18 protein-coding genes are annotated in these 22,088 nt (G+C 71.6%); 8 read left to right on the top strand and 10 right to left on the bottom strand.

The annotated features are described in order from the left end of the window. Positions 1–17 precede the first annotated feature (17 nt). From BVIR_RS04470 to BVIR_RS04495, 6 genes are all read right to left on the bottom strand, one after another. On the bottom strand, positions 18–1,463 hold the full coding sequence (locus BVIR_RS04470) for a class I adenylate-forming enzyme family protein (RefSeq protein WP_055036612.1): 1,446 nt from the start codon (positions 1,461–1,463) through the stop codon (positions 18–20). Next, on the bottom strand, positions 1,460–2,566 hold the full coding sequence (locus BVIR_RS04475; protein WP_169788580.1) for an enolase C-terminal domain-like protein: 1,107 nt from the start codon (positions 2,564–2,566) through the stop codon (positions 1,460–1,462). Before BVIR_RS04475 ends, BVIR_RS04470 begins: the two co-directional genes overlap by 4 nt. Positions 2,567–2,741: 175 nt before the next feature. Then, on the bottom strand, positions 2,742–3,566 hold the full coding sequence (gene menB / locus BVIR_RS04480) for a 1,4-dihydroxy-2-naphthoyl-CoA synthase (protein ID WP_055036614.1): 825 nt from the start codon (positions 3,564–3,566) through the stop codon (positions 2,742–2,744). Further along, a complete protein-coding gene (locus BVIR_RS04485; protein WP_055036615.1) occupies positions 3,563–4,342 on the bottom strand; it encodes an alpha/beta fold hydrolase in 780 nt (259 codons plus the stop codon). The genes menB and BVIR_RS04485 overlap by 4 nt, the downstream gene beginning before the upstream one ends. Beyond that, positions 4,339–6,111, bottom strand: a complete 1,773-nt coding sequence (menD, locus tag BVIR_RS04490; RefSeq protein WP_055036616.1) for a 2-succinyl-5-enolpyruvyl-6-hydroxy-3-cyclohexene-1-carboxylic-acid synthase — start codon at positions 6,109–6,111, stop codon at positions 4,339–4,341. The genes BVIR_RS04485 and menD overlap by 4 nt, the downstream gene beginning before the upstream one ends. Then, positions 6,108–7,385: an isochorismate synthase gene (locus tag BVIR_RS04495; RefSeq protein WP_055036617.1), complete on the bottom strand. Its 1,278-nt coding sequence runs from the start codon at positions 7,383–7,385 to the stop codon at positions 6,108–6,110. Before BVIR_RS04495 ends, menD begins: the two co-directional genes overlap by 4 nt. Before the next feature lie 413 nt (positions 7,386–7,798). Between BVIR_RS04495 and BVIR_RS04500 the strand changes: the two genes are divergently transcribed. The 3 genes from BVIR_RS04500 (at position 7,799) to BVIR_RS04510 (ending at position 11,555) form a co-directional block, all read left to right on the top strand. Further along, entirely contained in the window at positions 7,799–8,938 is a 1,140-nt protein-coding gene (locus tag BVIR_RS04500; protein WP_055036618.1) for a glycosyltransferase family 4 protein, read from the top strand. A 61-nt stretch (positions 8,939–8,999) separates the two neighbouring features. After that, complete coding sequence (locus BVIR_RS04505) at positions 9,000–10,307, top strand: nucleotide sugar dehydrogenase (protein WP_055036619.1); 1,308 nt, start codon at positions 9,000–9,002, stop codon at positions 10,305–10,307. Positions 10,308–10,343: 36 nt separating this feature from the next. Then, on the top strand, positions 10,344–11,555 hold the full coding sequence (locus BVIR_RS04510; protein ID WP_145911863.1) for an O-antigen ligase family protein: 1,212 nt from the start codon (positions 10,344–10,346) through the stop codon (positions 11,553–11,555). On the opposite strand, the gene BVIR_RS04515 is transcribed toward BVIR_RS04510, so the two are convergent. Both BVIR_RS04515 and BVIR_RS04520 read right to left on the bottom strand, forming a co-directional pair. After that, complete coding sequence (locus tag BVIR_RS04515) at positions 11,531–12,463, bottom strand: NAD-dependent epimerase/dehydratase family protein (protein WP_055036621.1); 933 nt, start codon at positions 12,461–12,463, stop codon at positions 11,531–11,533. The two genes, BVIR_RS04510 and BVIR_RS04515, sit on opposite strands and share 25 nt — an antisense overlap. Beyond that, positions 12,460–13,464 carry an MraY family glycosyltransferase gene (locus BVIR_RS04520; RefSeq protein ID WP_055036622.1) on the bottom strand — a complete coding sequence of 335 codons (1,005 nt, stop codon included), beginning with the start codon at positions 13,462–13,464 and terminating at the stop codon, positions 12,460–12,462. The genes BVIR_RS04515 and BVIR_RS04520 overlap by 4 nt, the downstream gene beginning before the upstream one ends. A 307-nt stretch (positions 13,465–13,771) precedes the next feature. On the opposite strand from BVIR_RS04520, the gene BVIR_RS04525 reads away from it, so the two are divergent. After that, complete coding sequence (locus BVIR_RS04525) at positions 13,772–14,788, top strand: NAD-dependent epimerase (protein WP_055036623.1); 1,017 nt, start codon at positions 13,772–13,774, stop codon at positions 14,786–14,788. An 83-nt stretch (positions 14,789–14,871) separates the two neighbouring features. Further along, positions 14,872–15,534, top strand: a complete 663-nt coding sequence (locus BVIR_RS04530; protein ID WP_055036624.1) for an HAD family hydrolase — start codon at positions 14,872–14,874, stop codon at positions 15,532–15,534. 143 nt (positions 15,535–15,677) lie between these two features. Here BVIR_RS04530 and BVIR_RS04535 read toward each other — a convergent pair whose 3' ends face one another. Then, complete coding sequence (locus tag BVIR_RS04535) at positions 15,678–16,760, bottom strand: glycosyltransferase family 4 protein (RefSeq protein WP_055036625.1); 1,083 nt, start codon at positions 16,758–16,760, stop codon at positions 15,678–15,680. A 54-nt stretch (positions 16,761–16,814) separates the two neighbouring features. Here BVIR_RS04535 and BVIR_RS04540 point away from each other — a divergent pair, with 54 nt between their 5' ends. Continuing rightward, positions 16,815–18,602: an ABC transporter ATP-binding protein gene (locus BVIR_RS04540; protein ID WP_055036626.1), complete on the top strand. Its 1,788-nt coding sequence runs from the start codon at positions 16,815–16,817 to the stop codon at positions 18,600–18,602. 52 nt (positions 18,603–18,654) lie between these two features. Next, on the top strand, positions 18,655–19,428 hold the full coding sequence (locus tag BVIR_RS04545; protein ID WP_055036627.1) for a transaldolase: 774 nt from the start codon (positions 18,655–18,657) through the stop codon (positions 19,426–19,428). A gap of 73 nt (positions 19,429–19,501) precedes the next feature. Here BVIR_RS04545 and BVIR_RS04550 read toward each other — a convergent pair whose 3' ends face one another. Next, positions 19,502–20,617 carry a DUF2336 domain-containing protein gene (locus BVIR_RS04550; RefSeq protein WP_055036628.1) on the bottom strand — a complete coding sequence of 372 codons (1,116 nt, stop codon included), beginning with the start codon at positions 20,615–20,617 and terminating at the stop codon, positions 19,502–19,504. A 349-nt stretch (positions 20,618–20,966) separates the two neighbouring features. Between BVIR_RS04550 and BVIR_RS04555 the strand changes: the two genes are divergently transcribed. Further along, positions 20,967–21,974 (top strand): Gfo/Idh/MocA family protein, encoded by a 1,008-nt coding sequence (locus BVIR_RS04555; RefSeq protein ID WP_055036629.1) that lies wholly within the window; start codon positions 20,967–20,969, stop codon positions 21,972–21,974. Positions 21,975–22,088 lie beyond the last annotated feature (114 nt).

Below are 22,088 nucleotides of genomic sequence, written 5' to 3' on the forward strand. Positions count from 1 at the left end.
GGGGAAAGCGCGGTGGATCATTGGGGCGGTGGCGGCTTGAGGGCCGGCGCGGCCAGCGCCGGCACGGCGCTGCGGTCGACCTTGCCGTTGGCAAGGCGCGGCAGGCGGTCGAGCGTCGCCAGCCGGCGTGGCCGCGCCCATGGCGGCAGCCGCGCCGCGATCAGCGCCGCCAGTGCCGAATCGGCGTGCAGGCCGGGCGGCCCCTCCACGGCGGCGCAGATAATCGCGCCCCAGCGCGGGTCGGGCAGGCCGAACACCACCGCCTCGCGCACGGCCGGGTGCTCGCGCAGCACCGCCTCCACGGTGCCGGGCACCACCTTTTCGCCGCCGGTGACGATCACCTCGGCGCGGCGGCCCTCGACGTGGAGCCGGCCGGCGTCGTCGAGGGCGCCGAGATCGCCGGTGTCGAAGCGGCCGGCGTCGTCGCGGGGGGCGAGGTCGGGCCGGCCGAGATAGCCAGCGAACAGCCCCTCGCTTTGCAACAGGATACGCCCCGGCGTTCCGGCCGGCAGCGGGCGCCCGGCGTCGTCGGCGATGGTGATGGTGACGCCGGCGAGCGGGTGCCCCGAGCCTGGCCTGAGCTGTCCGGCCTCCGCCGGCGATTCGCAAGTGGCGGCGGCGCAGCTCTCGGTCAGGCCGTAGCTTGCCACCGCCGGCACGCCGGCCTCGGCCAGGGCGCGGCGCAGCGCCGCCGGCGCCGCCTGTCCGCCGAGCATGATCAGGCTGAGGCGCCGAAGCTGGTCGCCGTCGCCGGCCGCGAGCAGGCGGTCGGCGATCGCCGGCACCGCGGACAGCCGGGTGCCGCCGTCGCGGGCGATGGCGGTGAACACTGCTGCTTCGGAAAATCGCGGCACCAGCACGATGGGCCTGCGGGCGCAAACGCAGCGGCTGATCACCGACAGGCCGCCGACGTGCGACAGCGGCAGCGTCAGGATCCAGCGATCGTCGGGGCCGAACGGCAGGCGCCGGTTGAGCGCGGCAGCAGCGGCGAGCACAGCGCGATGGGGCAGCCGGGCGATCTTCGGCGTGCCGGAGGAGCCGGAGGTGGCGACCAGGAACAGGTCCGGCACGGGCATACCTACCGCCGCGGTCGCCGCGGGCGGGCGGGCGCCATCCACCGCCGCGGCCACCGTCAGGCGGCGGGCGTCCGCGGCAGCAGCCAGCCGCGCCGCGTCGGGCTCCGGCAGCGCCGGGTGCAGCGGCACCAGCGGGATGCCGGCGCTGGCGTGGGCGAGCAGCACGACGACGTCGTCGCGGTCCGGGCGCAGCGCCAGCGCGTTCGGGCGCGGCGGGCCGCCGTCCGGCTCCGCCAGGGCGCGCAGGCCGGCGGCGACGGCGGCCACCCGCTCGGCGAGTTCGGCCCAGGTCAGTGTGCCGGCGTCACCGACCAGCGCCGGCCGGCCGGGGGCCTCGCGTGCGGCGTCGCGCAGCGCGTCGCCGAGCGTGGCCGGCGCGGCGGTCATGATCTTGTCTCGACGGTGGCCTCGGGCAGATCGAGCCCGGCCGCGGTCGGCGCGGCGAGAACGGGGCCATTCGGCCAGCGGCGGGACAGGCCGGGGTGAGGGGCGAGGCCGCATGGCAAAGGCGGCGCCGGCAGCGCCGCGGCCAGCGCCCTTGCGGCGGCAAAGCCGAGGTCGCCGTCGAAAGCATGGGTCACGATCACGCCGAGCCCGCGGGCGTTGGCGGCGTCCGCCAGATCGAGGCAGCGGGCGAGGCCGAGCGTTGCGGGCTTCAGCACCAGCGCCGCCGGGCCGCGGCCGGGCGGCCGCGCCAGCAAGGCGGCGGCGAGCGCCGGGTCGGCCAGCGATTCGTCCGCCGCCCACGGCAGCGGCAGCGTACGCAGGGCGGGGGCGGGGCAGGGCTCCTCGACCAGCTCGATGCCGAAGCCCGCCAGCGCGGCGAGCCGCGCCGCGACTTCGGCGGGGGGCAGCGCGCCGTTGGCGTCGAGCCGCAGCCGCACCGCGCCGGGCCGGCTCGCCGCGTCGGCGGCGGCGCGCACCGCGGCGATGCGCGCTTCCTCGTCGGCGGCGCTGCGGCCGGGCAGCGCGATCTTCAGCTTCAGCACGGTGTGGCCGCGCGCGGCGGCGGCACCGGCCGCGGCAACGGCGCTGTCGTCGTCGGGCAGCAGCACGCTGACCGCGACCTGATGCAGCGCCCGCCGGCCGGCCAGCCATTGCGCGGCGCTGACGCCGGCGCGGCCGGCCAGAAGGCCGAGCAGGGCGCATTCCAGCGCGAAACGCGCGCTCGGCGTAGTCGTCAGCAGCGTGTCGAACGGCACCAGCGCGGCGTTGAGATAGGCTGCCGGGGCGAGGCCGTCGTCCGGCAGCGCCAGCCCGCCGACCGTCCGGGCCCGCGCCGCCGCCGCCGCCAAAGCCAGCTCGGCCTGAAGCGCGGTGTCGGCGCTATAGCCGGGCAGCGGCAGCGCCTCGCCGTGGCCGACGCCGCCGCCGGAGTCGCGCAGGGCGATCCGCACCGCTTCGCGCGTCCGCAGCGTGCCGCGCACAACAACGCGGGCGGCCTCGACCCGGCGGGGCGCTTCAAGGAACAGGCGAAGCGGCGATGTCACGCGCGGTCGGGCCTCCGGTTGGGCTTTTGCCTCGGTGTTGGAAGACCACGACGTGATCTTCAAATACCGCAGGCGAACACCATCCGATCTCACTGCCTCGGATCGGATGGTCGAAGTTTTTGAATTTCAACATTTAATTCCGCAAACCCGGCTCCCGCCGTTGGGGAATAAATGTTCAGGGAAAGCGCTTGAACTGCTTGAAGTCCGGCGGGCGCTTTTCCAGGAAGGCGCGCTTGCCCTCCTTGCCTTCCTCGGAGAGGTAGAACAGCAGCGTGGCGCTGCCGGCAAGCTCCTGTAAGCCGGCTTGGCCGTCGCAGTCGGCATTCAGCGCCGCTTTCAGGAAACGCAGGGCGGTCGGCGAATTGGCGAGCATCTCCCGCGCCCACTTGACGGTTTCCGCCTCCAGCTCGGCCAGCGGCACCACGGTGTTGACGAGGCCCATCTCCAGCGCTTGCTTGGCGTCGTACTGCCGGCACAGGAACCAGATCTCGCGGGCCTTCTTCTGGCCGACGATGCGCGCCATGTAGCTGGCGCCATAGCCACCGTCGAACGAGCCGACTCGCGGGCCGGTCTGGCCGAAGCGGGCATTGTCGGCGGCAATGGTGAGGTCGCAGATCAGGTGCAGCACGTGGCCGCCGCCGATGGCGTAGCCGGCCACCGAGGCGATCACCGGCTTGGGCAGGGTGCGGATCAGCCGCTGCAGGTCGAGCACGTTGAGGCGGGGCACGCCGTCGTCGCCGACATAGCCGCCCTCGCCGCGCACGCGCTGATCGCCGCCCGAGCAGAAGGCGAGGTCGCCGGCGCCGCGCAGGATGACGACGCCGATGTCGCCATCGTCGCGGGCGTCGGAGAAGGCGTGCAGCATCTCCTGCACCGTTTGCGGCCGGAAGGCGTTGCGCACCTCGGGACGGTTGATGGTGACGCGGGCGATGCCCTCGGCCTTGTCATAGACGATGTCGGTGTAGCCGTTGTCGCAAAGGGTCCAGGTGACGTCGGTCATTGTGTTTCCATCCAGGGGCCGAGAGCGGCGGCGACCGCGGCGGGTGCCTCCAGCAGCAGGTTATGGCCGGCGTCGGCAACGATTCCATGCGTCACGAACGGCGGCCGGACGACAGCAGCGGCAAGCGCGGAAAACCGTGTATCGCGCGCCCCGGTGAGAAAGCACAAGGGCCGGCAGGTTGCGGCGATGGCGGCGCGATAGTCGGGCATGTGGGCGAGGCCGGCGACCTCGAACGCCCAGGCGAGGCGGTCCGGGTCGTGCGCCAGCCGGGCCGAACGCTGCTTCGCCAGCGTCTCGGCCGGCAGGCGGTGCTGGCTGGCGAACAGCGGCAGCGCCTCCCATGCGTCGACGAAGGCTTCGAGGTCGCGCTTGAGGGTGCTGGCGCGCGCGGCGTCGAGCTCGGCACGCTGCGCCCGCTCGGCCGGATCGGACAGGCCGACATGGCCACCGAGCAGAACGGTGGCGCGGGCGGCGCCGGGCCGATGCAGCGCCGCCCCGAGCGCGAGGCGGGCGCCGAGCGAATAGCCGGCGAGAATGGCGCCGGCCGGCAGCGATTCGGCGATCCACGCCGCGGTGGCTTCGAAGCTGCCGGGGTGTGGCGCAGCCGGGCCGTGGCCGGGCAGCCACGGGCACCACGCCGCGCCGTGATCGGGCATCGCGTCCAGCACCGCCTCCCATGCTGCCGGGGTGCCGAGGAAGCCGTGCAGCAGCACCAGCGGCGGGCCGCCGGCACCCTTGGCCGGATGGAGCGCGCCGGGGTGATGGCCGGGGGTCACCGTGGCGCGTCCAACGCGGCAGCGCCGGCTTTGGCCATGGCGGCGAGCAGCGCGGCACGGGCGGCGCTGCCACCCGCCGCGACGCGGGCCTCGATCAGCATCGGCCGGTCGGCGGCCAGCGCTTCGTTCAGCGCTCCACCGAGGGCGTCGGGGGTGTCGACGCGGGCATAGCCGAGGCCGAAGGTGGCGGCGAGGCCATCGAAGGCGCGGCCGTGGCCGGCGACGAACAGCGTTTCGCAGTCCTCGGCCAGCGCCGGGTCGCGGCCGAGCGGCAGGCGCTCGAAGATGCGGCCGCCGTCATTGTGGATGACCACGATCGCCAGCGGTCCCTTGACGGCGGCGGCAGCAGCGAGCCCACCGGCGTCGTGCAGCGCGGCGACGTCGCCGAGCAGCACGGTGAGCGGGCCTTCCAGCACGGTGCGGGCGCCGGCGGCGCCGGCGATCAGCCCGTCGATGCCGGCGGCGCCGCGCTGGTGCAGCACCGCCAGCGGTGTCGGCCCCGGTGGCACATCGTGGTCGAGGTCGCGCACCGGGTTGGAGTTGCCGACCATCAGCACGCCGCCGGCCGGCAGCGCCGCGCACAGGATGGGGGCAACCTCGTGCTCGTGCAGCGCGCCGGTCGCGCGGCCCGCGGCGGCGCGCTGGCGCGCGGTCCAGGCGGCGGCCTCGGCGGTTCGCCACGTCTCGGCGTAGCGGCTGGCGGGGGGGGGCGCTTCAAGTTCTGCCGCGGCGGCCTCCAGCAGCGCGGCGATGGGGCCGAGCAGCATGGCGCGGGCGCCGCCGACCGGATCGGCCGGGCGCTCGCCGGGCAGCACGATGCGGGCCGGCGCGTCAACTCCGCTGATCCACGCCAGCCATTGCCCGGACACTGCCGGGGCGCCGATCTCGATGGCGAGGTCGGGGTGCAGCGCGGCCCGCAGCTCCGGCGCCCGCAGCAAAGCGTCGAAGGCGCCGACCATGCGGGTTTCAAGCCCGAATCGCAGCTGGCTGGTGGCCTCGGCCAGCAGCACGTAGCCGCTGGCTTTGACGAACCGCGCCACGGCTTTGCGCAAGGCGGGCGCGTCCGGCGCCGGCAGCGGCCCGGCCACCACCACCCCGCGCGGGGCGGCGCGCACCGTCTCGACCAGCAGCGCCACCGCTTCGGGGGCGGGCGCCGGCCGCGGCGGGATCAGCCGCGGCGCGCCGGCTTTGGCGATGGCGTCATAGCGCGGTCGCCACGGCTCGTCGCCGCCTGAGGGCTGCGGCTCCAGCGGCTTGCGGAAGCGGGCGTTGACGTGGACCGCGCCAGCCAGCGGGTAGCGCGTCGCCAGCACCGCCTGGGCGGCGATGCGTGGCACCGCGGCCAAGGCGGCGGGGTGCGGGTCCGGCACGCCAAGATCGAAGAAGGCGCGGGCGTTGGAGCCGAACAGGCGGGTCTGGTCGGTCGTCTGCGAGGCTTGCGCGTCCTGGACCTCCCACGGCCGGTCGGCCGAGAGCAGCAATAGCGGGATGCCGGCTTCGCGCGCCTCCATCGCCGCCGGCAGCCAGTGGCCGGGCGCCGTGCCGCTGGTGGCCAGCACCACCGAGGGCCGGCCGCTGGCGCGGCCCTGGCCGAGGGCGAAGAAGGCGGCGGCGCGCTCGTCGTGCAGCACGGTGACCGCAAGCACCCGCGCCAACGCCAACGCCAGCGGGGTCGAACGCGAGCCGGGGCTGATCACGGCATGGCCGACGCCGCTGTGGGCCAGCGACCGGGCGAACAGCCGCGCCCAGGCGGTGTGGAGGTCGCTCACGAATTGCCCCGGAGTGCATCCAGCACGGTGCGCTGCTTGGTGCGGGTCTCGGCCAACTCCTCCTCGCCGTCGGAGCCGTCGACGATGCCGGCGCCGGCCGGCACCACGGCGAAGCGGCCGTCGAGCACCGCGCCGCGCAATGCCACCACGGCGTGGCCCGAGCCGTCCGCCGCCATGCGCAGCACCGGACCGGCGTAGAGCCCGCGCGGCTGCGGCTCGAGCGCGGCGAGCAGCGTTGCGGCGCGGTCGGTCGGCAGGCCGCACACCGCCGGGGTCGGGTGCAGTGCCCTGACCAAAGCGAGGAAATCGGCATCCTCCCGCAGCGTCGCCTCGATCGGGGTGTGGAGGTGGGCGAGACCGCGCAACTGCCGGATCACCGGCGCGGCCGGTGGCGGCAAGGCGTGGACCAGCGGTGCGATGGCGTTGCGGACGGCGTCGACTACGATGGCGTGCTCGAGCCGTTCCTTGGCCGAGGCCAGCAGCTCGGCGGCGCGCTCGGGCGTGCGGGTGCCCGCCAACGCTTCGGTGCTGAGGCGGCGGCCATCCTGGCGCACCAGCGATTCCGGGGTGGCGCCAAGCCAGACCTTGCCGGCGTAACGCCAGGCGTAGCGCACGGCGCCGGGATGCCGCTCGGACAGCCGCCGGAGCACTGCCGCCGGTGCCGGCGCAGTGTCGAACGCCACGCGCATGCGGCGGGCGAGCACGACCTTGTCCAGCTCGCCGGCGCGGATTCGGGTTACCGCCTCAGTTACGGCCTGCGCGTAACGCTGTGGCGCATCGCCCTCGTCCAGTTCCGTCAGGCCTGGCAGCGGTTCGGCCTCGATCGCCGGCAGCGCCGCCAGCGCCGCGGCGCCGCGGGCCAGCCGGTGCGGCAGCGCGCCGGCTTCGCGCGCCGGCAGCGTCAGCCGCAACCAGGCCCGACCGTCCTGCTGAATGTAGAGCCGTTCCGGCAGAATCACCCCGCCGGGCACCAGGCCGCGCCACAGCGCATCGGGCGTTTCGCCGAGCCGGAACGGCAGGGCGCCGAGCGCCACCGGGGCTGGCGCGCCGGGGCTGTCGTCGGCCACCCCCGCCCAAAGGGCGGCGGTGTCCTCAAAGTCGCCGCCCAGCCAGCGCGCCGCGCCGAGCCCGACCCAGGCATCGCCGCCGGGCGCCAGGAAGGCGGCGGCCGGCTCGGCAGCCAGCGCCAACAGCCGCTCGGGCGGCAGCGGGGCGATTTCCACCGCCGCGCTGCACAGCGCCAGCGGAAACTCCGACGAAAGAGCGAGTTTCATGCGAGGTCAGCCGGGGCGGGACAACGAAGAACACCGCAGCCGAGCCCAGGCACGGCCGCAACAGGCAGCGGGCGGGAGAACCTCAAGCACATTGGCGCTCGGCTCCATCGGGACAATACACGTACAATCCACCATGCCGCGTTGGCGACCATTGCCCGAAAGTCGGACGGCGTGCCGGCGATCGACAGGCGCAAGGCGGTTGGGCCGGTTTTCCGGCCTCCAGGGCGCCGGCGCCGCTTGGAACCATTCCGAAAGGGAAAAGCCAAGACGACAAGATCGACCTCCTGGCGAAGGCGATCAAGGCCCGCGCCTGACATGGCACGTCCGATGTTTCGGAGGCAAATGCCGTTTGCGGTGCTGAAGCTCGGCCTCTATGACATCTATTCGTACGCCGTTCTGCGGTGATTGACCGAATGTCCGCGCCCCGTCTCGTCTATCTCGTCACCGAGGATTGGTACTTCATCTCGCACCGGATGCCGATGGCCCGTGCGGCCAAGGCGGCCGGCTATGAAGTCCATGTCGTGACCCGGGTCGATCGCCACGGCGCTGCGATCGAGGCGGAAGGATTCATCCTGCACCCGACCGACTTGAGGCGGGGCAGCATCCGGCCGCATCACCTGCTGGCCGCGGTGGCGGCAGTGCGGGCGCGCTATCGCGACATTCGCCCGGCGCTCGCCCATCATGTTGCGCTGCAGTCGGTGGTGGTGGGGTCCTTGGCGGCGATCGGGCTGTCGATCCCGGCGGTGAACGCGCTCACCGGGCTGGGCGCGATGTTCACCGCGCAGCACGGGGTGGCGCGCAGCCTGACCGCCTGGCTGCTGCTCAAGCTGCTGCCCCTGCTGCTGACCGGGAACCGGTCGCTCGTGCTGGTGCAGAATCCGGACGACCGCGACGCAGTCGAGCGGCTTGGCGTCAAGGCCGGACGCGTCGCCATGGTGCCGGGGTCGGGGGTCGACGTCGACTGGCTGCAACCCTCGCCGGAACCGGCGGGGCCGGTCACCGTCGCCTATGTCGGCCGCATGCTCGACGACAAGGGCGTGCGTACATTGATCGAAGCCCACCGCAAGCTGCGCGCCAGCGGCCAGGCGCCGCGCCTGCTGCTGGCCGGCCAGCCGGACCCCTCCAACCCCGCCAGCATCCCGGCGGCGGAGGTCGAAGGCTGGGCGCGCGAGCCGGGGGTGGAATGGCTCGGCCACGTGTCCGACATCCGCACGGTGTGGAAACGGGCGCACATCGGGGTGTTGGCCTCCCGCCGCGAGGGGTTGCCGCTGAGCCTCCTGGAGGCGGCGGCGTGCGGCCGGGCGCTGATCGCGACCGACACGCCGGGCTGTCGCGAGGTCGCCCGCCACGGCGTCAACGCATTGACCTTTCCGGTCGACGATGCCGACGCCCTGGCTGCCGCGATCCAGCGTCTTGCCGGCGATCCCGGCCTGCGCGCCGCTTTTGCGGCCGAGAGTCGCCGTCTCGCCGTTGAGGTGTTCGCGGCCGAGCGGATCGGCCGCGATATCGTGGAACTGTACCAGACAGTGTCCCGGCTCCCCGAGCTTGGTTGACAGGCGAGGCGCCGGCTCGGCATAGCCTGGGAGGCGTGCCAGAACGCAGTGGATGAGTAACATGGTATCAACAGGGCCGGCAGCGCCGTCTCACGGACGGCGCATCGGCGTCGTCGGCCTTGGGTATGTCGGTCTGCCGGTGGCGATCGCGTTCGGACGCGCCGGGCACACCACCGTCGGTTTCGATATCGACCCGGCGCGAGTCGACGAGCTCCGGGCCGGCTGCGACCGTACTCGCGAGGTCGAGGCCGCCGACCTCGCCGCCGCCCGGATACGATTCACCACCCGCCCGGACGAGCTCGGGGCCTGCGACTTCTTCATCGTCACGGTGCCGACGCCAATCGATGAGGCGCGCCGTCCGGACCTGACGGCGCTGGCCAAGGCCTCCGAGACGGTCGGGCGCGTGCTGAAGACGGGCGACATCGTCGTCTACGAGTCGACGGTCTACCCCGGCGCCACCGAGGAGCATTGCCTGCCGATCCTGGAGCGGGTGTCGGGATTGAAGGCGCCGGCCGACTTCACGGTCGGCTACAGCCCGGAGCGGATCAATCCGGGCGATCGGACGCACCGCTTCGAGACCATCAGGAAGGTGGTGTCGGGCCAGGATGCCGCGACGCTCGACGTGGTCAGCGCGGTCTACGGCTCGGTGGTCACCGCCGGGGTGCACCGCGCCTCCTGCATCAAGGTCGCCGAGGCCGCCAAGGTGATCGAGAACACCCAGCGCGACCTCAACATTGCGTTGATGAACGAGCTGTCGGTGATCTTCCATCACCTCGACATCGACACCGGCGAGGTGCTGGCCGCGGCCGGCACCAAGTGGAACTTCCTGCCGTTCACGCCGGGGCTGGTCGGCGGCCACTGCATCGGCGTCGACCCCTACTACCTCACCCACCGTGCCGAGATTGCCGGCTACCGGCCCGAGGTGATCCTGGCCGGGCGCCGCATCAATGACGGCGTCGGCGGCAGGGTGGCGCAGGAATGCGCCCGGCTGCTGATGCGCCGCGGCGTGGCGGGTGGCCGGGTGGTCGTGCTCGGGCTCACCTTCAAGGAAAACGTACCGGACCTGCGCAATTCGAAGGTGGTCGACATCGTCCGCGGCCTGCAGCAGTTCGGGCTTAAGGTCGACGTGCACGATCCCTTCGCCGACGCCGCGGCGGCGCATGCCGAATACGGCATCCAGCTCAAATCGTTCGCCGACCTCCAGCCCGCCGATGCCGTGGTGCTGGCGGTGGCGCACGAGGCATTCGCGGCCAAGCAGTGGCCGCTGGTGCTCGGCTTGTTGCGCGACCGCCGGGGCGTGGTGATGGACGTCAAATGGTGCCTCGATCCGGCAGCAAAGCCGGAGGGCGTCGAACTGTGGCGGTTGTGAACGGGCGAGAGGTTCCCGATGGGCGCTGAGGCGAAGTTGGCGAATCCGGCGGCGGTGGCGGCGGTCGTTCTGCTCGGCATCGTTGCGCCCGGCCTGCTGATCCTCGCCAGCCAGTCGACCCAAGTCACCGCGCCGGCCGGTTTCGTGCTCGCCGCTGCGGCGCTGGCCGCCGACGGCCGCGGCCCCGAACTCGGCCGGTCGATCCGCGCCGGGGCGGCGACCCCGCTCGGCATCGCGTTCTGCCTTCTGATGGGCTGGATCGCCGTCAGCGCCCTGTGGGCGCCGCGCCCGCTCTACAGCCTCGGCGTCGCCGGCCAGATCGCGCTGGTGGCCGCCACCGCCGCGGTCGGGCTGGCCGCAGTCCCCGCGGCGGCCGTCGCGCGGGCCGGGCTGTGGCTGGCAGCCGGCGTGACGCTGGCCGCGGTGCTGGCGGCGGTCGAACTGCGGCTCGACGCGCCGCTCCGCACCCTGACCGGCGCGATGCTGTCGATGTCGCGGCTCAACCACGCGGTCATTGCGGTGGCGGTGTTGGTGTGGCCGGCGGCACTGGCGCTGTCGGCGCGCGGCTGGCGTTGGGCGGCCGCCGGGCTATACGCGCTGGTGGTCGCGGTCACGCTGGTGTCGGTGGCGCAGGCATCGGTGCTGGGGATCCTCGCCGGCACGGTGGCGTTCGCGCTGGCCTGGCTGCTCGGGCGCGCCGCGGTGTGGCTGGTGACCGCCGCCATGGTCGCGCTGGTGGCGGCGACGCCGGTGTTGATGGAGCGGGCCGGCGACCTCATCCCCGGTGCCCTCCACAGCGTGCTGAAGGCCAGCGCTTGGGAGCGCGTCCAGATCTGGCACCGCTTCGCCGAGGCGGTGTCCGACCGCTGGCTCGCCGGATACGGCCTTCAGGCCTCGCGCCATCTCGCCGAGGTGCGGCCGATCGAGCTTCTTCCCGCCGAAACCTTCAATCCGCTCACCGCCGGCCACACTCACAACGCCGTGTTGCAGGTGTGGGTCGAACTCGGCGCGGTCGGCGCGGCGTTGCTCGCGGTGGTGCTGGTGCTGGTCGGGCGGCTGGTCGCCGCTCTGCCCGGCGCCACGCGGGCCTTCGCGCTGGCCGCGTTCGCCAGCCTGTTCGCCGTCGCTTATGTCAGCCACGGCGCCTGGCAGGTGTGGTGGCTGGCGACGATCGCGCTGGTGGCAGTGTGGATGCGGGTGACGGTCCGCGAAGCCGGGTCGGTTCAGGCGGGAAGCCCGTCGCGATAGGCCCGCATCGTTGCGGTGAGCGCGGCACGGGTGTCCACCGGCCAGCAAAAACCGTGGGCGGCAAGCTTGTCGGTCGAGACCACCAGCGTGCCGCCGAGGCGGTCGGCCGCGGCGCCCCGGCCGGCGAGGCGCAGCGCGCCGAGCAGCCAGGACGGCGGCACCGCCACCAGGCCCGGACCGCGGCCGAGCCCTTGACGCAGGGTGGCGAGCAGATCGGCGAATGCGATCGGCGCGCGGTCCGCCACCAGGAAGGTCTCGCCCTCGGCGCGCGGCGCCTCCAGCGCCCAGCCGATGGCGGCGACGCAGGTTTGAAGCGCCAACAGCGAGCGCAGGCTGGAGAAGGCGCCGAACGGCAGCGGCCACGGCGTCATGGCAAGGCGGATCAGCGCGCCCATGTTGCCGCGCACGCCGGGGCCATACACCAGCACCGGGCGCAAAATGACGTTGCGACCGCTGGCCGCTGCGACCGCCTGCTCGCCGGCCAGCTTGGAGCGGCCGTAGGCGTCGGTCGGGCGGGGGGGATCGGCCTCGGTGAGGACGGTGTCGGCGACCGGGCCGGACTGCGCCCGCACCGATGAGACAAACACCAGCTTGGCGCCGCGTGCCGCCGCCGCTTCGGCCAGCGTGGCGGTGGCGCGGGCGTTGACGGCGTCATAGGAGGCGTCGGCGACGCCGCCCATGGCGTGGGCGATGCCGGCAAGGTGGACCACGTGGGTGACGCCGTCGAGCAGCGGCGCCCAGTCGGCGGCAGCGGCGAGGTCGGGCAGGGCGACCGCGGCGACACCCGGCTGAGACGGCAGCTTGGCGGGATGGCGGGCCGCCGCCCGGACTTGCGCCCCCGCAGCCGCCAGCGCGGGGGCCAGCGCCCGGCCGATGAAGCCGCCGGCGCCGGTGACGAGAATGGTCATGCCGCGTTGGTCCGCTCGAAGGTCGCCAGCACCGCGCTCACGGCCACCGCGCCGACCGCAACCAGGCCAGCCTGGAGCGAGGGTGCCGGCAGGGCGAGGCTGAGGGTGGCGAGCGCCGCCAGCACCAGGTTCAGCACGAACACCCGACCAACCACCGCCCGGACGCTGAAGCCGTTGGCGGTCGCGCGCTGGTAGAAGTGAGTGCGGTGAGCTTCCCATACTTTTTCGCCACGGGCCAGTCGCCGCAGCAGCGTCAGGGTTGCATCGGCGAGGTAGTACATCGGCAGCAGGATCGCCGCCGCCAGCCCGCCGGCGGCGGCAAGGCTCAGGAGGCACCAGCCGGCGATGAGCCCGATCGGCAGGCTGCCGACGTCGCCGAGAAACACCTTGGCCACCGGCTTGTTGAACGGGGCAAAGCCGAGCAGCGCGCCGCACAGCAGCGCCGCCACCAGCGTCGTTTCCGGGTCGGTGGCGCTGACGACGCCGATCAGCGCCAGCGCCGCGGTGACCGGCACGAACTCGGCGACCGTCATCCAGTCGAGGCCGTCCATGAAATTGGTGAGGTTGACGAACCACACGCCGGCGACGGTGATCAGCGCCCGCTCGGCCAGTTCCGGCAGCATCGGCAGCACGCGGGCGCCGTCCGGCAGCGTCGTCACCACCGCGATCACCGCCATGAACTGGGCGGCGAGGCGGGGCAGCGTCGGCAGCGGCCGGATGTCGTCGGCGGCGCCGATCGCCGCCAGCAGCACGGCGGCGGCGAACAGCATGGTCAGCCGCTCGCCGGGAAGGCCGAGCACAACGCTGGCGGCAAGGCCGAACACCGCCACCACCGCCACCACCGCGGCGCCGGCGCCCTGTGGTGTCGGGGTGACGTGGCTGGAGCGGGCGTTGGGGCGGGCGAGGGCATAGCGCACCAGCAGTGGGTGGAGCGCCGCGATGGCCAGCGCGCAGACCAGGGCGGCCACGGCACCAAGCACCGCGACGCTTCCCGCAAGCATCGCCCGATCCAGCCCGCCATCCATGCCGCCCACCCGTGTTGCCGTCTCGTCTCACCGCGGGGTAAGCGCCATGTCCGCGGCCGTCAATCGCTGCGGCTGCGGTTGCGCCGGCCGCTGCCAGCCACTAGCTTCGCCGCGCGCTCGGCCGGCGGTCCGGCCCCGGCGTCGGTGGACGCCCGGACCAATCGGCCGATAAGGTATTGTCTCCGGATGGAAATCCTCCGGCGCGCGGCAGCAGCCCTTCGCGCTCCGGCTGGCGGGGGCGATGCCCCCGGTTTCGTCCGCAAGGCGGGAACACCAGCGACCCATGGCTTCCGAAACAGTTCTGCTGACCGGCTCTGCCGGGTTCATCGGCTTTCACGTCGCCCGGCGGCTCCTGGCGGAGGGGCGGCGGGTGGTCGGCGTCGACAACGTCAACGCCTATTACGATCCGCGCCTCAAGGAGGCGCGGCTGGCGGCGCTTCAGCCGCACAACGCGTTCTCGTTCGAGAAGCTCGACCTGGCCGACCGCGACGGCACCGCGCGGCTGTTCGACGAGGTCAAGCCCGGCACGGTGATCCACCTCGCCGCCCAGGCCGGGGTGCGCTACTCGCTCACCAACCCGCACGCCTATATCGATGCCAATCTGGTGGCGTTCCTCAACGTGCTGGAGGGGTGCCGCCACGCTGGCGTCGGCCATCTTGCTTACGCATCGTCATCCTCGGTCTACGGCGCCAACGGCAAGACGCCGTTTTCGACATCGGATCCGGTCGATCACCCCATCAGCCTCTACGCCGCCACCAAGAAGGCCAACGAGCTGATGGCCCATACCTACAGCCACCTTTACCGGCTGCCGACCACCGGCCTCAGGTTCTTCACGGTCTATGGGCCGTGGGGCCGGCCGGACATGGCGATGTGGATCTTCACCAAGGCCATCCTGGCCGGTCAGCCGATCCAGCTGTTCAACCACGGCAGGATGCGGCGCGACTTCACCTATATCGACGACATCGTCGAGGGGGTGGTGCGCGTCGCCGAAAGGCCGCCCCAGCCCGACCCGGCGTGGTCGAACCTCAACCCCGATCCCGCCATCTCGAACGCGCCCTATCGGGTCTACAACATCGGCAACCATCGCCCGGAGGAGCTGCTCCATCTCGTCGATGTGCTGGAGGCGGCGCTGGGGAAGAAGGCCATCCGCGAGTTGGCGCCGATGCAGCCGGGCGACGTTGCGGAAACCTGCGCCGACGTCGACGCGCTGGCGCGCGACGTCGGCTTCGCACCCGCCACGCCGATCGAGGTCGGGGTCGAGCGCTTCGTCGCCTGGTACCGCGACTATCACGGGGTATGAGCGAGGCGGTCGAACGACTGCCTCGGGCCGGCGCGGTGCTCGGCTCGGGATGATGGACTGCTTATGGGGATCGGCGGGCCGGCATGATCAGGGTCGTTGTGTTCGATTTCGACGGGACGCTGGTCGACAGCAACCCGATCAAGGACGTCTGCTTCCACGTCGCGGTGGCCGGGCAGCCGGGTGGCGAGGATGCGCTTTCCGCCGCCCGTGCGCTGGGCGGCGACCGCTACCGCATCTTCGCGGAGACCGCGCGGCGGCTGAAGCCGGACGCCGACGCCGCTGAGACCATGGCGCTGGCGCGCCGGCTCACCGCCCGCTACGGCCACTGCTGCGAGAACCGCATCCGCTGCTGTCCGATCCGCCACGGTGCGCGGACGACGCTGGCGGCGCTGAAGCGGCAGGGGTTCAGGCTGTGGCTGAGCTCGGGCACGCCCGATCGCGACCTTGTGGCGGTGGTGCGCAAGCGCGGCTGGGCGCCGCTGTTCGACGGCATCCTCGGCAGCTCGGGCTCCAAGGCCGAGAACCTGCGCCGGATCATGGCGCTGGAAAAGGCAAAGCCGCGCGAGGTGATGATGGTCGGCGACAGCCTCGACGACATCGTCGGCGCCCGCGAGGCCGGCACCTGGATGGTGGCGATCACCGTCGAGGGCCGGGTGGCCGCCCGCGGTCCATTCGCGATGCGCCACCTCTACAGCCTGCCGCCGCTGATCGCCCGGCTCAGGTCGCGGCCGTCGTCGCGGGTGTGATCCATTCACGGCTTTGTCATCCCGGACAGCGCCGGATTCGCAGCATCCGGCGCTGTCCGGGATCGTCGCCAGAAAGAGATGCGCCCTCGCCGAACGGTCCCGGATGCTCGCTTGCGCTCGCTCCGGGACGACGAGGACGGACTTCATCTGCGGGCCGCCGCTTCCAGAATGTCGTCATAGGCAGCGGCGGCGGCGCGGATGTCGAAGCCTTTGGTGCGGGCGTGGCCTTTGGCGGCAAGGTCGGCGCGCAGCGTGGCATCGCTGGCCAGCTTTCGGATGGCCTCGGCCATGGCCTCGGCGCTGACCTCCGGCAAGGGCAGGGCGCAGCCCTCGATCAGCTCGGCGAGGCCGCCGACCGGACTTGCCGCCAGCGCGGCGCCGCCGGCAAAGGCCTCGAGCCCGGTGCGGCCGAACGCCTCCCGCACCTTGGACGGCACCAGCGCGATCGCCGCCTTTTCGAACGCGGCCTGCACCTCGGAGTGGGGACGGTCGCCGTGCATCACCACCCGCTCGCCGAGCGGGGCGAGCGCGGCGGTAACCGCCGCGGCGTAGTCGGGGTGGCGGTCGCCCATGGCGCCGAACAGCTCGGCCCGCCAGCCGGGCAACTCCGGCAGTACCCTCGCCAGCGCCTGGGCCGCCTCAAGCATGCCCTTCTCCGGCGCCAGCCGGGCCGCCATCGCGATCGTCTGCTGACGCTCGGCCGCCGGCCGCCAGGTGGTGAGATCGAGCGCGTTCGGCACCGCGCGGGCGGGAATAGCGGATCCCCAGGTCTCGACGAAGGCCTTGCGGCATGCCTCCGACACCAGCACGACGGAGGCGAATCGGCCGAGCAGGCGGTGGCGGTGCCAGTAGTCGAGCGGGTTCTTCGGTGGCTTGGGCCAGCCGTGGGTGTGCAGCACCACCGGTACCGGCGCCACTGCGAACGCCAAGGCCGCTGCGGTCGGCAGGTGCTGGTGTACCACCACGATATCGAGTCCGCGGACCATCACCCGGCGGCCGAGGCGCCAGCCGAGCACCGCGTGCGGCTCCAGCGGCCAGCGCGCGAACGGCACCATGGCGACGTCGTCGAACGGGTCGTCGATCAGTTCGGCCACCACCACGGTGGTCGAGCGGTGGCGGCTGAACAGAGCAAGATCGTGCGCCACGAGGTCAATCGACGTCGCACCGCGCCATGAGAACCTCATGTGGCGGGGCAGGACGATGGCGACACGGAGCGGATCGGGCATGCTTGTTCATAACCAATTGCCGGGCGCCTCGCCATCCATGCTAAAAGCCCGACGATGAACGCACCGCAAGCCACGCCGTCCCAACCGCCCAAACCCAAGCTCGACGCCGGATCCTGGCCGCTGATCAAGCGCCTGGTGCTCGACCAGGGCCGCCAGCACCTCCGCGGCTACCTGATCGCGCTTGCGTTGATGGCGGTGGTGGCGGCCATGACCGCGCTCGCCGCCTGGCTGATGCGCGACGTCATCAACCGCATCTTCGTCGAGGCCAACTATGCTGCAATCTGGTGGCTGTCCGGCGTCGTCATCGCGATCTTCGTGGTCAAGGGCTTCGCCAGCTGGGGCCACGCCGTGGTGCTGGCGCACATCGGCAACCGAATCATCGCCGAGACCCAGACCAGGGTGTTCGACCGCCTGCTCGGCCAGGGCGTCGGCTTCTACGCCAATGTGACGTCGGGGGAACTGGTCGGCCGCATCCAGAAGGGCGCCACCTCCACCCGCGACGTGCTCAACCTGCTCGCCACCTCGATCGGCCGCGACATCCTCACCCTGGTCGCCCTGGTCGTGGTGATGATCGTCCAGGACCCGACCATGTCGCTGATCGCGCTGGTGGCGATGCCGATCGCGGCCTTCGTGGTCAAGGGCTACGTCAAGCGGGTGAAGAAGGTGGTGCCGCGCGAAGTGGCCGGCACGGTCGGGGTGGTGTCGGCGCTGCAGGAAACCGTCCAGGGCATCCGGGTGGTCAAAAGCTTCCGGCTGGAGCAGGCCATGCGGGCGCGCATGGTCCACCACGTCGTCGAGGTCGAGCACGCCGCCAACCGCATCGCCAACGTTGCCTCCCGCCCGGTGCCGCTGTCGGACACGCTGGGCGGCATCGCGATCGCCCTCGTCATCATGTATGCCGGCCACAACGTCATCCGCGGCGGCGAGACCCCGGGTGAGTTCTTCTCCTTCATCACCGCGCTGCTGCTGGCCTACGAGCCGGCACGGCGGCTGGCGAAGCTCAACGTCGATTTGTCGGCGGCGCTGGTCGGTACCCAGCTCCTGTTCGACATCATCGACGTGCCGCCGGACGAGCTCGATCCGCCGGGCCGGCCGGCGCTCCAGGTTTCGGGCGGCCGTATCGAGTTCGACAAGGTCACGTTCGGCTACCGCCCGCACGAGCCGGTGCTGCGCGATCTCACCTTCGTCGCCGAGGCCGGCAAGACCACGGCGCTGGTCGGCCCGTCCGGTTCCGGCAAGACCACCGTCGTCAACCTGGTGCAGCGGTTCTGGCCGCTCGGGTCCGGCCGCATCACCATCGACGGCCAGGACATCGCCGAAGTGTCGCTCGCCTCGCTGCGCGATGCTTGCGCCTTCGTCTCGCAGGATACTTTCCTGTTCGCCGGCACGGTGGGTGAGAACATCGCGTTCGGCCGCCACGGCGCCACCCAGGCCGAGATCGAGGCGGCGGCGAAGGCGGCCTACGCCCACGACTTCATCATGGCCTTTCCCCGCGCCTACGACACCCAGGTCGGCGAACTCGGCACCCAGATGTCGGGCGGCCAGCGCCAGCGCATCGCCATCGCCCGCGCCCTGCTCAAGAATGCGCCGATCATCCTGCTCGACGAGGCCACCGCCGCGCTCGACAGCGAGAGCGAGCGCGAGGTGCAGCGGGCGCTGGAGCAACTGATGCGCGGCCGCACCACCATCGTCATCGCCCATCGCCTGCAGACCATCGTCGCTGCCGACGAGATCTGCGTGGTCGAGGCCGGACGGGTGGTCGAGCACGGCCGCCACGACCGGCTGCTGGCGGCGAAGGGCAAGTACGCCAACCTTTACGCCATCCAGTTTCGCGAAGTCTGATAATGAAGGCAGGTATCTTAATGCCCGCCGCGAGCCAACGGAGGACACGCCCATGACGACGCCTGCCGGGACCACGCCCGCCGTGACGACGCTTGCCGACCTCAAGGTGAAGCTGTTCACCGACGGCGCCGAAAAGGCGCAGATCGTGGACATGGCCAAGCTTCCGTTCATCGCTGGCTTCACCACCAACCCGTCGCTGCTGCGCAAGGCCGGGGTGACCGACTATGAGGGTTATGCGCGGGATCTGCTGCAGGCGGTGCCGGACCGCTCGATCTCGTTCGAGGTGATTTCCGACGATATCGCCGAGATGGAAGAGCAGGCGCGGCTGATCGCGAGCTGGGGGCCGAACGTCTACGTCAAGCTGCCGGTGACGACCTCGCGCGGCGAGCCGCTCTACGACCTCGTGCACAAGCTTTCGCACGAGGGCATCAAGATCAATTTCACCGTCATCTTCGCCGACGACCAGGTGACCCACGCCTCCGAAGCCCTGCGCGGCGGCGCGCCGGCCTACGTCTCGGTGTTCGCCGGCCGCCTCGCCGACTGCGGCATCGATTACATGCCGACCATGCGTTACGCGGTGGGGCTGGCGCGCGGCACCGACAATATCGAGGTGATCTGGGCCTCGACCCGCGAGGTGTGGAACGTGATCGAGGCCGACCGCATCGGCTGCCACATCATCACCGCCCCGGCCGATATCCTGAAGAAGCTGTCGGGCCTTGGCGGCACGGCCGAGCAGCTGTCGCTGGACGGGGTCAAAGCCTTCGTCAAGGACACCGCGGCGGCGGGCCTCAGCCTCGACACCCGACGGCGCTCGGCGGCGGAGTGACGTTGTTGTCCGCGCCGTGCTGGTCGTCCCTGTCCGGGGCCTATCTGCCTCGCCGTAGCCGCCGACGAGGCTCTTAGGCCGCCGGCGGCCGCATCGCCGGGTCGCGCTCCTGCCAGAACCGGATGATGCGGCGGGCGGTTTCCCGCGACATCTTGGAGTAGGCGTCGAACGCCTGAGCGATCGCGGCCTCGTTGGCGCTGCGCGCGTCGTCGGCTTGCAAAATGTCGCGCAGCGTCAGCCAGCCGAGGCCGTTGGCCTTGGCCACCACCACCAGCGGGTCGAGTGTGTTCAGGGTCAACAACCGCTTGGTGAAGGCGAGGCCGAGGTCGCAAAGGAGGCTGATGCCGGCGAGCACGTAGGCGAACTGGCGGCGGCGGGCGAAATCGCGGATGAGGCGCTCGTCGAGCTGGCCGCGGTCCCGCATCGCTTGTAGTTCCGCCATCGCGTTCGCCAGATCGTCGGCGCCGTCGATCAGCGCCGCGGCGAGACGGTCGGCGGCGTCGTGGGTGACGCGGCGGACGTGGCCGGCATCGTGGAACACCCGCGTCGCCGACAGCTTGCGAATCACCGTCTCGCTGGCCTGGGCGAGCAGCGCCGGATAACAGTCACCCGGCAGGTCGGGCCGGGTGCCGAGGGTCTCCTGCAACTCGGCATCGCCCTTGGAGCGGTCGATCAGGCGGTGGAAGCCGGCGCGGGAGAACGTCGCGCCGTCGTTGGCGGCGGCGGTGCGGACCACCTCGCGGTCGCCGCGCTCGACCAGAACGTCGGTTACCGCAATCGCGAGTTGGTCGCGGCGGGCGATCGCCAGCATGTGGCCGTTGCCGTGGGTCTCGGCGACCGAGATCAGGTCGTCGTCGCGCAGCACCCTGGCGTGCCGCAGCACCGGCTCGGCCACCTTGATCTCGGGGTCGAGGGCGAGCCCGCGCACCACGCCGTGCGGGGCCTGCGGCAGTGGGGCGATGCGCTCCGACAGCTCGATGCGCGCCGCCGCCTCAATGTCGTCGACCAGCCGCTGGAACACCGCGTCGAACAGCTCGGCCTGCTGCCCGGTCAGGGTCGGCTCGGTGCGCACGAACAGGTCGGTGACGCGGCGGAGGGCGTCGATACGGTGGGCGTGCGGGCTGCGGGTCAGTACCTCGTCGATGTCGGCGAGCAGCGACGTCGCGTCGGCGGGCTGGGATGAGGGCATGGCACACCACGGTGTCGCGATCAGTCAAATTCGGCGGATGATTTTCGAATCAGGCGCCGAAGAAATCGTTACCGAGTTGCCGATAAACCATTTCACGTCACTCTTTGCCTGCCGCCAGGTGTTGCGGACAATACCATCGACGTCGCGTCCCGGATTGCTGGCGGCAGGCTGGATGCCGCTACGGCGTCGGCGATCGGATACGCTTGAAACCGGCCGCAGACTGTCCGGACACAGACTGTAACGTCTCGTGATGAGACGAAGCTGTGACAAAGGCGATCGGCTATCGCGCCGCGCCGGAGAGCGTGTTAGATGCCGACAGGGATGAACAAATCCCAAAGTCGAGGGAGTGATGGCGTCAGAGACGTTGCGTCCGGACGGGGCGCGGGTGCGAGTGGGTGTGGTCGGCTGTGGCGTCATGGGCCGCAACCATGCGCGGGTGCTGTCGGAAGTTGCGCTCGCCGAACTGGTCGGCATCGCCGACCCGGACCCCGCGGTGGTCGATCCGATTGCCGCCACCTTGGATACGAAGGCGGTTGCGAGCATCGAGGATTTGCTCGATCTCGACTGTCAGGCGGTGGTGATTGCCGGACCGACTCACCTTCATCACGAACTGGCGTCGACCGCGATCGCCCGCGGCGTGCATGTTCTGGTGGAGAAGCCGATCGCGTCCAACCCTGAGGAGGGGCGCGATCTGGTTCAGCGCGCCCGCGCTGCCGGGGTCACCTTGATGGTTGGCCACGTGGAGCGCTTCAATCCAGCGGTGCTGGCGGTCAAGGAGGCCATTCGCGGCGAGGATATCCTGTCGATCGCGATCACCCGGGTCGGCCCGTTTCCGCCGCGGATGTCGAGCGTCGGCGTGGTGACGGACCTTGCCGTGCACGACATCGACCTGATCCGCTGGTTCACCGAGTCGGACATCGTCGAGGTGCAGCCGCAGTTCAAGAGCGCGGTGGCCGAGCGCGAGGACATCGCCCTTCTGCAGTTCCGCACCGCCTCCGGCGTGCTCGCCCACATCAACACCAACTGGCTGACGCCGTTCAAGGCGCGGCACATTCACGTTGCAACCCGCGACAAGTATGTCATCGGCGATCTGATCACCCGGCAGGTGACCGAGTGCTCCGGCTTCCGGCCCGACGGCAGCTATTCGATGCGCCATCTGCCGGTCGGCCACACCGAGCCGCTGCGGGTGGAACTCACCAGCTTCCTCACCTCGCTGGTTTCCGGCACCGCGCCGGCGGTAACCGGCGAGGAGGGCGTCATCAGCCTCGACATCGCGATGCGCTGTCTCGCCGAACGCGCCGCCGTCGGCGCCGCGGTGGAGGATTTCGCCGCGGCGAAGGCCCGCAAGGTTCGCTAGAGCATTTTCCGCAAGAGTGGGAACCGGTCTTGCGGAGGAAAGTGCGCAAATTCAAAAACTCAAGGCCATCCGCCTCGTTCGTTTGGACCGGCGGATGGCCTTAAGTCCACCAAC

The sequence above is a fragment of the Blastochloris viridis genome, from assembly GCF_001402875.1.
In the GTDB taxonomy this organism is placed as follows: Bacteria; Pseudomonadota; Alphaproteobacteria; order Rhizobiales; family Xanthobacteraceae; genus Blastochloris; species Blastochloris viridis.

What these genes read in the sequence shown, in the direction of transcription:
- BVIR_RS04470 (WP_055036612.1), bottom strand. Translation starts at nt 1,463, where the DNA reads ATGACCGCCGCGCCGGCCACGCTCGGCGACGCGCTGCGCGACGCCGCA.
- menB (WP_055036614.1), bottom strand. Translation starts at nt 3,566, where the DNA reads ATGACCGACGTCACCTGGACCCTTTGCGACAACGGCTACACCGACATC.
- BVIR_RS04495 (WP_055036617.1), bottom strand. Translation starts at nt 7,385, where the DNA reads ATGAAACTCGCTCTTTCGTCGGAGTTTCCGCTGGCGCTGTGCAGCGCG.
- BVIR_RS04500 (WP_055036618.1), top strand. Translation starts at nt 7,799, where the DNA reads ATGTCCGCGCCCCGTCTCGTCTATCTCGTCACCGAGGATTGGTACTTC.
- BVIR_RS04505 (WP_055036619.1), top strand. Translation starts at nt 9,000, where the DNA reads ATGGTATCAACAGGGCCGGCAGCGCCGTCTCACGGACGGCGCATCGGC.
- BVIR_RS04515 (WP_055036621.1), bottom strand. Translation starts at nt 12,463, where the DNA reads ATGACCATTCTCGTCACCGGCGCCGGCGGCTTCATCGGCCGGGCGCTG.
- BVIR_RS04520 (WP_055036622.1), bottom strand. Translation starts at nt 13,464, where the DNA reads ATGCTTGCGGGAAGCGTCGCGGTGCTTGGTGCCGTGGCCGCCCTGGTC.
- BVIR_RS04525 (WP_055036623.1), top strand. Translation starts at nt 13,772, where the DNA reads ATGGCTTCCGAAACAGTTCTGCTGACCGGCTCTGCCGGGTTCATCGGC.
- BVIR_RS04530 (WP_055036624.1), top strand. Translation starts at nt 14,872, where the DNA reads ATGATCAGGGTCGTTGTGTTCGATTTCGACGGGACGCTGGTCGACAGC.
- BVIR_RS04535 (WP_055036625.1), bottom strand. Translation starts at nt 16,760, where the DNA reads ATGCCCGATCCGCTCCGTGTCGCCATCGTCCTGCCCCGCCACATGAGG.
- BVIR_RS04540 (WP_055036626.1), top strand. Translation starts at nt 16,815, where the DNA reads ATGAACGCACCGCAAGCCACGCCGTCCCAACCGCCCAAACCCAAGCTC.
- BVIR_RS04545 (WP_055036627.1), top strand. Translation starts at nt 18,655, where the DNA reads ATGACGACGCCTGCCGGGACCACGCCCGCCGTGACGACGCTTGCCGAC.
- BVIR_RS04550 (WP_055036628.1), bottom strand. Translation starts at nt 20,617, where the DNA reads ATGCCCTCATCCCAGCCCGCCGACGCGACGTCGCTGCTCGCCGACATC.
- BVIR_RS04555 (WP_055036629.1), top strand. Translation starts at nt 20,967, where the DNA reads ATGGCGTCAGAGACGTTGCGTCCGGACGGGGCGCGGGTGCGAGTGGGT.